Below are 12,235 nucleotides of genomic sequence, written 5' to 3' on the forward strand. Positions count from 1 at the left end.
GTGAGTTAAATTCAACAGTATCAAGCAGCCCAATTGGGCTGCTTTTGAACCAAGAGATGAATGTAAAATTGAATGCCTTAGGCAGCAGCGCGGTGGATATTGAATCGCTCGATCCCTTTTTCCATGCGCTTTTTGAGAACTGCAAACACGTCACTCCCTTGTTAGATGGCAAGGTGAGTGTACCTGAGTGCGAGCAACTGTTACCCCAACAAACAGAGCAGAATCGACGCCTGCTCAGTGCGCTATATCAAAGGCTGAGTGAGCAACACACAAGCGCTGGAAATGGCTACTGGATAACCCGAACCTGGGACTTGGTGTGTTGGCAGCCAATGTTTGTGGCATTTGTTGCCGTCTACGCGTGTCGAGGGGTACCTAGATTTGACTCGATGGCACAAACCGTTGATGGGTATTGGGTCGCGGGATTTTCATTTCAGACCCAAGCGCATCAACATGGCGAGTTACCTAAATTGATTTCGCTTGCGGGGCGCACCTTGTCGGCGTTGTTTGAGGTTTACCGCCAAGACATTGAGTCATTTACCCGAATTAGACCGGGGTTTACCCAATCGCTGATGAGTGACGCACTGCTCAACTGTCTGGTTAAATTGTCACATTTTGAGCCGACTTTAACCTTAGAAGAAGCCAAAACACACGCTGAGTTATGGTTGTCGGCGTTTCAATTACGCCCTAGAGCGGCGCAACAACTCTATTTGGATGATGATGGGGCACTGAACATGCATCGCATCAGTTGTTGCCAGGTCTATAAATGTGAAAGCGGCAGCTATTGCGATAACTGCCCCAAGCGCGCGCGATCCCGCTAAGCGAGTTCGCTAAGGTACGCTTTGACTTTTTGAATGTGCCCCTCTCTGTCAAACTCGCTATGTTGCGAGGCAGGAAGGTAGTGATTTGCGTAGTACTGGTCCACTTCGTGCTCCAAAAACAGCAAGTACAGCTGGGGGTCAATATGCCCGCTAGTCGCCATCGATGTCATTATCTTGATCGACTCATCGAGTGTTTTGCCTTTTTTGTAAGGTCTGTCTGAGGAGGTGAGCGCTTCGAATACGTCCGCAATGGCCATTACGCGAGCTGGTATCGACAACTCCTCACCTTTAAGCCCCAATGGATAACCTTTGCCATCCATTCTCTCGTGGTGTCCCCCGGCAATCTCTGGCACCTGTTTCAAATGATCGGGATAGGGGAGACGATTGAGCATGTTGATGGTTTGAATCACGTGGTCGTTGATCAAAAAGCGCTCATCGTCATTCAAGGTGCCGCGCTTGATAGACAGGTTGTACAGCTCACCCTGATTAAACTTCAGCTCCCCAGGCTCAAGGACAAAGTCTTTTGACCAATGCTGCTTTGGATTGACGCCTTCACCCCAACTCACTTGATGTACTTGCTTGTCTGCGAGCAGTTTTTCTTTGGTGGGCAGTGGCGTTTTTGGGCCCGCGCGATCTTTCTCAATCCACGAGATACCCAATTGATCATCGAGCGTGCGAGTCCACTCCTTATCGGCGATGTGCCCTAGTCTCGCTACCGCGTCGTCGGTCATAAACTCACTGCCTAAATTGCACTGTGCGACAAACTCAAAGTCATCATCAAGCTCGCGATGGGTCCGCTCTAGCTGCGCTTGCGCCTCAGAAATCTCAACGCCGTTCGCAATGCTCTGCCAATATTCGGTGTTGGCGTCGGATTTGAGCAGCTCAAAGCGCATGCGAATCTCGTGGATGCGGTCGTAAATGGTTTCAAGTTTTGTGGCTTTGTCGACCACGTATTCTGGGGTGGTGACTTTCCCACAATCGTGCAGCCAAGCCGCAAGATGAAGCGCTTCCCATTGGTCGTCTTCCATCTTAAATTCGGGGAAATAGCGGCCGTCATTGTGGGCCACCTGCGTCAGGACATTCGCCAGTTCAGGAATGCGTTGGCAGTGACTGCCCGTGTAAGGGGATTTGGTATCAATCGCCGAGGCAATCAAAGAGATAAAGCCATTGAGCATCTCTTTTTGCTGCTCAATTTGGGTGATGTTTTCTTTGGCAATTTCAGCAAAACTGAGCAGTTCTTTTAAGAAGGCGTGTTTGTCGCTCTGCTCGGCGGTGATGCATCGTTCGTAACCGAGCAGTAACAGCCCGACCAGTTTTTTATTTTTGTTGTGAATGGGGAATAGATAAAGGTCCGAAGTGTAGAGACGATTGGCGATGCCCTGCAGCGCTGCTTGGTGGCGCTGTAAGTGGACGATCTGGCCTTGATCTAGCTTGGCTTTTAGCCCGTCAATCGCATGAATAAAGGCGTTGATCTCCAATTTAAACGGGATGATGGATGTGCTGGTTGCCAGTTCGAAATCGTCTTCACTGTTACTTTTACTGGTAAAGAGCACAACGCTTTCGGCTTTAGTCAGCTGATAGCTCTGTTTACACAGAGTTTTTGATAGAAGCGCGAAATCTCGGTTACTGGCCGTGTCACGCAGTAAGGTCAACATGTCATGTAGCGTGTGCTCCATCAATTGGATAGAGGCCGTTAAGTTCGAGACCTCTTTGATGATGCTGGAGGGATAGCGCGTTTTTTTAAACTCAAAACGGGTGATATTACTGGTCAGGGTAATGAGCGTTTTGAGTGGTGTCGAAATTTTTTGCGAGACAAACCAGATGATACACAGGCTCATGACCAGCATCATGATCGCCACTTGAATTTGCTTGTCTCGCATCGAAATCAATGAACCTAGCAGGTCATCGTGCGGGGTCGCTTCCGCTAATCGAAGTTTGATGTCTTTATTAAGCATCACAGGGACAAGTGTTATCGACCATTCAAGGCCCTCACTCTCTACTGTTTTATACACCACGCCATCGGAGAAGCGGTTGAATATTGGGTCAAACACGGTTTCTCGGATAGTGTCGTGAACCTCCTCGTACCGGCTGGATTGTTCTGGGAATACGGTACCGAGATTGTGATGAGCAAGCACGTTGAACTTTCGATCAAATAGTATGAGTTTAGTATGTTCAGAGAGCGCCATTGAATGCAACTTTCGCGACAGTGAATCTAGGGTAAAGTCGGCACCGATGACAAACTGGCCATTAGCGGATCGCCTTGAAAGCGTCACACCGTTGGTTTTGAGTTCATAGAAAAAGTACGGCTCAGTCAACTGAATCGCGCCATCTTGGCGGGTGTTTTTAAACCAAGGACGAACGCGTGGATCAAATTGGTTATCCTGTTTAAGACGCTCAGTCAGTATCTTGAGGGATGAATCAAGGAAGTAGAGGTTGTTTTTTCCATCGACACCCATCTCATGAACCATCACTTTCGCATGGCTTGGTGCGCCAAAGCGCTCTGCGTCTGCTGCGTCCTTAAAAAGGCGGATGACGTTCATATCACCCTCTTGACTGGCATAGTACATCCCCACCATCTCAGGGTTTTTCTCGAACGTCGTCACCAGAGAGGCAATCAAGCCGCGATTTTGGTGCAACGCCATACCTCGATTGAGGCTATCGCCATTGGCAATAAAATCTAACGAAGTAAAAATCGGTGCAGTGGCACTTTCAAATGTGATTTCGAGCTTTGCGCTGTTTTCGTTGGACAGCTCTTCGGCGCTCTTGTTGAGCAGCCCTTGTGAATGTTGGTAACTGGTGAACACCAGGATGACCGCAGCGATTGACGTCAGTGCCAAAAAGAGACTGGTGATGTGAATGGTCAGAGAATATCGGCGTTTCTTCATTCAATTTATCCGCTTAAATACAATACCTTATATAGCTCTAGCGTAGACCTATATTGGAGTTTCTGCTTCAAAACTGCGTTTTGTAGGTAATGATTCGTCGTGCCAGATCTCATTTTGTAGTGAAGTACGCCGTGCCCTATCAGAGAGACGCTTTGATGTAGGCTTTCACCTTCTGAATATGCGCCTCACGATCAAACTCACTGATTTGTGAAGGGTGTAGGTAGGCGCTGGCGTATTCTTGATCGATCTGGTGCTCTAAAAACAGCAGATAAAGCTTAGGATCGATATGACCGCTGGTGGCCATCGAGGTCATGATATTGATCGACTCGTCCAGCGTTTTGCCTTTTTTATAAGGTCGGTCTGATGAGGTCAACGCCTCGAAGACATCGGCAATTGCCATCACCCGAGCAGGCACGGAGAGCTGCTCGCCCGTCAAGCCAAGTGGATAGCCTTTACCGTCCATTCGCTCATGGTGTCCACCGGCAATTTCAGGCACTTGTTGCAAGTGTTCTGGGTAGGGCAGACGGTTCAGCATAGTGATGGTTTGTATGATGTGATCGTTGATGATGAAGCGCTCTTCATCGTTGAGCGTGCCTCGGCGAATGGATAAGTTGAATAGCTCGCCACGATTGTATTTGAGCTCGCCGGGATCAAGAATGAACGCTTGTGCCCACTGATCTTTCGGGTTGACACCCACCCCCCAGCCCACCTCATGTACGGGCTTATCGGCGAGCAGTTTCTCTTTGATGGGCAGTGGCGTAGGATCTCCCGCGCGTTCGCGTTCTATCCAGGAGGTACCGGCTTGATCATCTAAGGTACGTACCCATTCGATTTCCGCGATCTGCTCCAAGCGTTCAATGGCTTCGTCGGTCATGGATTCTCCACCTAAGTTGCACTCTGCGACGAAGTAGAAGTCGTCATCCAACTGCTGGTGGCGCTGAGCCAATATTTGTTCTGCCTTTTCTTTCTCCTCACCATCGAGAATCGATTGCAAGCAGTCAACTTTAGCCTGCACTTTCAATAGCTCAAAACGCATTCTCACTTCATGGATACGGTCATAGATGGTTTCGAGCTTGGTGGCTTTATCGACCACATATTCTGGCGTGGTCACTTTGCCACAATCATGCAACCAAGCGGCGAGATTAAGCGCTTCCCATTGATCTTTGCCCATTGAAAAATCGGCAAAATAGCGTTTGTCTTTGTCTGCCACTTTGGTCAACAAGTTTGCCAGTGTCGGGATACGCTGACAGTGTCCGCCTGTATAAGGCGACTTTGTATCGATAGCCGATGCAATCAGGGCGACAAACGCATTGAGCATCTCTTTTTGTTGCTCCATCTGCGTGATGTTTTCTTTGGCAATTTCGGCAAAGCTTAACAGCTCTTTTAAAAACGCATGTTTATCACTCTGTTCAGGGGGGATGGGGCGTTCGTACCCCAACAACAAAATGCCGACCAATTTCTTGTTTTTGTTGTGCATTGGGAAGAAATAGATATCGGTGTTAAACAGTGATTCGCTGTACTTTGCGATGGCGTTGTCCCCACGGGTGAGATGGATAGTTTCGCCTTTCTCTAAGTCTTTCTGCATCCACGGGGTGTTAGAGAGGAACTCGTTGATATCGACTTTGAACGGGATAATCGCGTGATTGGCGGCAATCGAGAAGGAAGCGTCCTTGTTGTCCAGTGTGTAGAGCACGATGGTTTCCGCTTTGGTGACCATATAGCTTTGGTGAGTAATAGTCTTTGCCAGCAAGGAAAAATCTCGGTTACTGGCCGTTTCACGCAGTAGACGAAGTAAGTCATGCAGAGTATGTTCCATCAGCTCAATGGATTTGGTGAGATTGGATACCTCTTTGATCACACTCTTAGGGTAGCGGGTCTTTTTAAAGTCGAAGCGTGCGATGTTGCTAGTCAGAGTGACCAGCGTCAATAATGGATTGGTAATGCGTTTAGACACGAGCCAGATGACCACAAAACTGACAATCAGCATAAAGATCGCCACTTGTACTTGTCTGTCTCGCATCGAAAGCAGCGAAGCCAGAATATCATGTTGTGGGATTGCTTCGGCAAGCAGCAGTCGTGTCTGGTTGTTTAACTCGACGGGAGTTAAGGTCACGGACCAATCAATACCGTCACTTTCGAGCGCCTCATAGATGATTTGCGATGACACTCGGCCTAGCACTGGCGCAAACACACTCTGTTCCAGTACGTCGTTGATATCAGATTGAGTGACGGAGTCACTCAATTCAGGCAACGTCACTTCTAACTGATGGTGCGCTAAGACATTGAATTGGCTATCGAGTAACAGCAAGCGTGTTTGTTCAGAATACCCCATGGTACTGACTTGTTGGGAGAGGGAGTCTAGAGTGAAATCCGCGCCGACAACAAATTGGCCGTCGGGTGATCTTCGTGACAACGTCACGCCGCTGGTTTTAAGAAAGTAAAAAAAATATGGCTCCGTTAAGCGAATGTCACCATCTGAGCTTGCATTGACAAACCAGGGCCTCACTCGAGGATCAAAATCGTTGTCATTGTTTTCAATCGATTGGAGTAGCACATGGCGACCGTTTAAGAAATGGACATCGTTTTTACCGCTAACGGCCATCGAGTTAATCATCAATGTTGCTTTATCAGGGGCATCAAAACGCTCACGGTCCGCGATGGTGCGAAGTGGACGAAGGACATTGAGATCTCCCTGTTCGCTGGCGTAATACAAGGCGACCAATTCTGGGTTGCGCTGAAAGATGATCGCGAGGGAAGCGATGAAGCGGGTTTGGTCAACCGGTGCGTCGGCCGACTCAATTACGTCACTCATCGACATGAAATCTAACGTGGTCAGGATAGGCCCTGCGCGATTTTGGAAGGTGGTTTCCAATTTGGCGCCATTTTCACTGCTGAGCTCCTTGGCGCTCTCGGTTAACAAGTCTTGAGAGTGCTTGTAGCTGATACCGATAAGTACCGCGCCCACGAGCGTGGTCAACACCAAAAACAGACTCGTAATGTGGATGGACAGTGAATAGCGGCGTCGACTCATGAAGTTCCCTCTATAAGAATTCTCTTAAGTATTAGCCAATCTGCGAAACATGCAAAAAAACGTCGTGAGTTTACTCATTTATAACTCGCAACACTTTTCCTATTTCACCCCTTAATCCATCGCTTACAATGGCGTTTTGAATCCAATAAGTAGAATAAAATGAGAAAGTTAATAGCAGCGATGAGTTTGCTGGTCGCGTGCCAAGTTTGGGCCTCGGGCGGCGACCTTAAGGCCGTGATGAAGCAGATGAAAGTGGAGTTTCGTCACGCGGCGCAAGCCAGTGATGTAGTCGAGATGCAAACTGCGGTTGGGGCGCTCACTTCGCTGGTGGAGCAAGCTAAGCAAGGCGAGTACCCACCCGAGAAAGTGGAGGTGTACCAAGAAGGTTTTCAAGCGCTATCTCAAGCGCTTGGAGAGATACAGCAGTCATTGGAAGGTGGCGATCTTGCCCGCGCTAAGACGCAGTTGAAACGCGTTGACGAGCTTCGCATCGAATATCACGACAAACGCAATCCAAGCATCTGGAGTAAGTTGTTTGGCTAACGCGCTAATTTCTCTTTCAGTGCGTCGCTGACGTAATCGATGAATGCCCGCAATCTCGCGGGCATATACTTGGTTTGCGGGTATTGCATCGCCACCGAGCCATGGTAGTTACTCTTTATCGTCCACTCGGGCAGCACCGCGATGACCTCACCACATTCAATCGCATCCGCGATGACGAAATCGTGAAAAATCCCGATTCCAATTCCTTGTTTGACCCCATTTAAACGCATTTGTGAATGATTGACGGCGTAGCGTCCGCTCACGGCAACGGAGTGGTATTCGTCTTCTTTGAAGAAATCCCAAACGTGGTCTTTGTCGGTTTCAGCCAAATAGAGACAGCTGTGGTTCGCGAGCTCAGTTGGGTGCGTCGGCACGCCATGTGCGCTGAGATAGTCCGGGCTCGCGCACAATTGCAGGTGTGTTTTCCCCATCTCTTTGAGGACTAAGTTCTCATCCGGTTTATCGGTCAGTTTGAAAGCGATGTCAATGCGATCGCGCAATAGGTCTATTTCGCCATCGGCGGCGCGCAGTTTGAGCTGAATATCGGGGTAGGCTTTTAAAAAGGGCGCCACAAAGGGTTGTAAGACCGAGTTAAGAAACGCCTCTGGTGCCGCGACCACAAGTGGCCCTGTGGGCTCACTGTGATCAGAGCTCGACAAGTCCACCGCCTGGCGAGCGGCATTGACCATCACAATCGCTTGGTCATAAACCTGTTGCCCTGTAGGTGTGATGATCAATGAGCGTGTGGTTCTCTCAAACAGCTTGGTCGAGAGTGATTTTTCTAGCCTAGTCACCAATTTACTGAGCGCAGAAGGGGTGACGCCAAGTTGCTTGGCGGCCGCGGTGAAGCTGCCCTCCTCGACAACAAGAATAAACGAGGCTAAATCGGGCAGTAATGTCAGTAGTCGGGTATCAAACAAGATCAAGAACTCGGTGTAGCAGCGATGACGACTAGTGTATCAGAGCGTGATTGGGCGCTAAACCAACAGAGTTCACAAAACCGCCTTATCTGTGCCCCAGAGGCAAAAATGTTTTTCCGTGCCTATGGATAATGGAAGTGAAGACGATGGATTACACTTAGGCTAACCATAACGCGAAAGGAAACAGCAATGTCTTCTGCATTCTATCAACAAATTCAAGATCAAATCGAAGAAGTAAAGGCGGAAGGCCTTTACAAAGCGGAGCGAATCATTACGTCTCAGCAGCAAGCCGCCGTTAAAATCTCAACGGGCGAAGAAGTGCTTAACTTCTGTGCAAACAACTACTTAGGACTCGCCAACCACCCAGATCTCATCGAGGCGGGCAAAGCCGGTATGGATGAGCACGGCTTTGGTATGGCATCGGTACGCTTCATCTGTGGTACGCAAGACACCCACAAACAACTGGAGCAAAAACTGTCTCAGTTTTTAGGTAAAGAAGACGCCATTCTGTACACCTCATGTTTTGATGCGAATGCGGGCCTGTTTGAAACCATTCTGGGTAAAGAAGATGCGATCATCTCTGACGCGCTGAACCATGCCTCGATCATTGATGGTGTTCGTTTGTGTAAAGCGATGCGTTTCCGTTACTCCAACAACAACATGCAAGAGCTTGAAGAGCAGCTGATTGCGGCAAAAGAAGCGGGCGCTCGCCACATCTTGATCGTGACCGACGGTGTGTTCTCGATGGATGGCGTGGTCGCCAACCTTCCGGCTATCTGTGATCTGGCGGATAAATACGGCGCATTGACGATGGTCGACGACTCTCACGCCGTTGGCTTTATGGGCAAAACCGGCGCTGGTACTCATGAGTATCACGACGTTGTGGATCGCATAGATATCATCACAGGTACACTGGGCAAAGCGATGGGCGGCGCGTCAGGTGGTTACACCTCTGGTAAGAAAGAAGTGATTGAATGGCTGCGTCAGCGCTCACGCCCATACTTGTTCTCAAACTCTGTCGCACCAGCGATTGTCAGTGCATCACTTCGTGTGCTTGACCTGTTAAAAGAGAGCGGTGATCTGCGCGAGCGTTTGTGGGACAACGCCGCACATTTCCGTGCGCGTATGGAAGCGGCTGGCTTTACGATGGGCGGCGCGGATCATGCGATCATCCCAATCATGTTAGGCGATGCCAAAGTAGCGGCAGAGTTCGCTGAACGCGCCTTGGTGAAGGGCATTTACGTCATTGGTTTCTCGTTCCCTGTGGTACCTAAAGGTCAAGCTCGCATCCGTACGCAAATGTCTGCGGGGCATTCTCGTGAGCAACTGGATCGTGCGATCGACGCCTTCATTGAAGTGGGCCGTGAGATGGAGATCATCCAATAATGAAAATCAAAGCACTCTCTAAACTTAAGCCTGAAGAAGGCATTTGGATGACGGAAGTGGACAAACCTGAGGTTGGCCACAACGATATCTTGATCAAAATTAAAAAGACCGCCATCTGCGGAACTGATGTCCATATCTACAACTGGGATGAGTGGTCACAAAATACCATTCCCGTACCTATGGTCGTTGGTCACGAGTATGTGGGTGAAGTGGTGGCGATTGGCCAAGAAGTTCGCGGCTTTGAAATTGGTGACCGCGTGTCGGGCGAAGGCCATATCACCTGTGGTCACTGTCGCAACTGTCGTGGTGGCCGCACGCACCTGTGCCGCAACACGATTGGTGTGGGTGTGAACCGCGAAGGTGCGTTTGCTGAATACCTAGTGATCCCTGCGTTCAATGCATTCAAGATCCCTGAAGGCATTTCTGATGATCTTGCTTCAATCTTTGACCCGTTTGGTAACGCGGTTCACACGGCGCTCTCTTTTGATCTCGTCGGTGAAGATGTGCTTATCACCGGCGCTGGCCCAATTGGCATTATGGCGGCGGCCGTCGCGCGTCACGTTGGTGCTCGTCATGTCGTGATCACAGATGTTAACGAATACCGCTTAGAACTGGCGCGCAAAATGGGCGTTACCCGCGCGGTGAACGTTGCCGAACAAAAACTGGAAGACGTTATGTCAGAGCTTGGCATGACTGAAGGTTTTGACGTCGGTCTTGAGATGTCTGGCAATCCATCCGCCTTCAACTCAATGCTTAAAACCATGAACCACGGTGGACGTATCGCATTACTCGGTATTCCACCATCGGACATGGGCATCGACTGGAACCAAGTGATCTTCAAGGGCCTTGTCATCAAAGGCATCTACGGCCGAGAAATGTTTGAGACTTGGTACAAGATGGCAAGCCTGATTCAATCAGGCCTAGATCTGACGCCAATCATCACTCACCACTTCAAGGTCGATGACTTCCAAAAAGGCTTTGACGCAATGCGTAGCGGGGCTTCTGGGAAGGTTATCCTTGATTGGGAATAAATACATCAATTAAACAAAGCGCTCCGATTGGAGCGCTTTCAGTTTATCTTTATATGACAACGGATTAGTGTCACTGGATAAAAGCGTTTAGGCGTTTTATTTTATGCCTTGCTCATACATCATGGTTTGAGCGTATTTTCTTCCGAACCAGATGCTAGGGAGAAGAACAAAAGAGACGGGTACCGCAGTCACAACGATAAACGATTGCAGTGCGTTGATGCCGCCCTTACCCATGGCGATTAGGGCGATTGCAACTAAGCCCATAGTGATGCCCCAGAATGCTCGTAATATCGCGTTGGGCTCTTTCTTTCCGCTGATGACCATACTGATGGTGTACGTCATGGAATCTCCGGTGGTGATAATAAACGTGGTAGTCAGTATTAGAAATAGCAATGCAATCGGTGTCGAAAGCGGCAGTTGATCTGTGATAGCAAGCAGTACTGCAGGTAAATTAAAGCCCTCAAACGCTTGTGAGATGACGCCTGGGTTGGCAATTTCAAATGCGAGTCCACTGCCGCCAATTGCGGTAAACCAAAAACACGTCACTAACGGCGCGACAATGCTGACTGAGAGAACGAGTTGTCGGATACTTCGACCACGTGAAATACGAGTGATAAATATGGCCATCATTGGCCCGTAGCCGATAAACCAACCCCAAAAGAAAACGGTCCACCAACTAAGCCAGTCTGTGTCTGCTCGATAGAGGGCCATCACGACAAAGTTATCGAGCATACCTCCTACCCCTTGTAAGTAACCATCAATAATAAATTGAGTGGGGCCAAACAGCAGAATGAAGCCGATCAAAACTACTGAGAGAATGATATTGTATCGACTCACAATTTGAATGCCTTTACTAACGCCACTAAGCGCAGAAAGCGTGTACATAGCGACGGCGAATAGGATCACCATGGTCTGAGTCGTAAATCCATCCGAGATACCAAACAAAGCATTCAACGCGTAACTGATTTGCAGCCCTAAAAAACCGATCGGGCCGATGGTACCAGCAGCCACTGCAATGATGCAGGCAGTATCAATGATGTTTCCTAGTGAACCAGTTATGGCTCGTTGTCCAAATATCGGGTAGAGCAAGGTTCGCGGTTTGAGTGGTAGGCCTTTGTCGTAATGCAGGTGCATCAACACAACGGAAGACAGGCAACCAAGAATAGCCCAGGCCAAAAAGCCCCAATGCAGAAACGACTGAGACAAAGCATTGATGGCGGCTTCGATAGGGGGCGCTTCGCCATACAAAGGGGGGGCAGTTACGAAGTGGGCGATTGGCTCAGCAGCAGCCCAGAACACGCCACCACCAGCCAGTAGTGTACATAAAATGATAGAGATCCACTTAAATGTGCTTATCTCTGGGGTGAGCAGTCCACCCAATCGCACACTCCCGCTGCGAGATACGGCCAAATAGAGTCCAACAATGAAGTTTGCAAGCAGAAGAACTTGCCAAAATGCTCCAAAGTATTCGGTCGCTAGTGCAAAACCTTGATTGACCCAATTTGAGAGTAAAGAGGTATTCGTTAGCGCTAAGAACACAAAGGCTATGAAAAAGGCGCTACTCATTTGAAATGTTGGATTCGTCAGTTGAAGTTGTTGAAAGAGCGTCGGTGCTCCGTTT

At 49.1% G+C, this 12,235-nt stretch carries 8 protein-coding genes; 4 read left to right on the plus strand and 4 right to left on the minus strand.

The window, feature by feature from the left end:
• The first annotated feature begins 56 nt into the window (after window positions 1-56).
• Window positions 57-818: a siderophore ferric iron reductase gene (locus AC6R0R_RS12690; RefSeq protein WP_500626961.1), complete on the plus strand. Its 762-nt coding sequence runs from the start codon at window positions 57-59 to the stop codon at window positions 816-818.
• Here AC6R0R_RS12690 and AC6R0R_RS12695 read toward each other — a convergent pair.
• The gene (locus AC6R0R_RS12695; protein WP_500626962.1) at window positions 815-3,703 is read right to left on the minus strand and encodes an HD domain-containing phosphohydrolase; all 2,889 of its coding nucleotides are present in this window, start codon (window positions 3,701-3,703) and stop codon (window positions 815-817) included. The two genes, AC6R0R_RS12690 and AC6R0R_RS12695, sit on opposite strands and share 4 nt — an antisense overlap.
• 139 nt (window positions 3,704-3,842) lie before the next feature.
• Window positions 3,843-6,734 carry an HD domain-containing phosphohydrolase gene (locus AC6R0R_RS12700; protein ID WP_500626963.1) on the minus strand — a complete coding sequence of 964 codons (2,892 nt, stop codon included), beginning with the start codon at window positions 6,732-6,734 and terminating at the stop codon, window positions 3,843-3,845.
• A 159-nt stretch (window positions 6,735-6,893) separates the two neighbouring features.
• Here AC6R0R_RS12700 and AC6R0R_RS12705 point away from each other — a divergent pair, with 159 nt between their 5' ends.
• Window positions 6,894-7,277: a cytochrome b562 gene (locus AC6R0R_RS12705; protein ID WP_500626964.1), complete on the plus strand. Its 384-nt coding sequence runs from the start codon at window positions 6,894-6,896 to the stop codon at window positions 7,275-7,277.
• Here the strand turns inward: AC6R0R_RS12705 and AC6R0R_RS12710 are convergent.
• Window positions 7,274-8,197, minus strand: coding sequence for a LysR family transcriptional regulator (locus AC6R0R_RS12710; protein ID WP_500626965.1), 924 nt, complete (start codon window positions 8,195-8,197; stop codon window positions 7,274-7,276). The genes AC6R0R_RS12705 and AC6R0R_RS12710 overlap by 4 nt on opposite strands.
• A gap of 189 nt (window positions 8,198-8,386) precedes the next feature.
• On the opposite strand from AC6R0R_RS12710, the gene AC6R0R_RS12715 reads away from it, so the two are divergent.
• Both AC6R0R_RS12715 and tdh read left to right on the plus strand, forming a co-directional pair.
• Window positions 8,387-9,583, plus strand: coding sequence for a glycine C-acetyltransferase (locus tag AC6R0R_RS12715; protein ID WP_500626966.1), 1,197 nt, complete (start codon window positions 8,387-8,389; stop codon window positions 9,581-9,583).
• Window positions 9,583-10,614 carry an L-threonine 3-dehydrogenase gene (gene tdh, locus AC6R0R_RS12720; RefSeq protein WP_500626967.1) on the plus strand — a complete coding sequence of 344 codons (1,032 nt, stop codon included), beginning with the start codon at window positions 9,583-9,585 and terminating at the stop codon, window positions 10,612-10,614. The genes AC6R0R_RS12715 and tdh overlap by 1 nt, the downstream gene beginning before the upstream one ends.
• 96 nt (window positions 10,615-10,710) lie before the next feature.
• On the opposite strand, the gene AC6R0R_RS12725 is transcribed toward tdh, so the two are convergent.
• Window positions 10,711-12,235: BCCT family transporter (locus AC6R0R_RS12725; protein ID WP_500626968.1), on the minus strand; the 1,525-nt coding region annotated here is incomplete at its 5' end.

It is taken from the genome of Vibrio sp. R12-SW3-ISO1, from assembly GCF_059834005.1.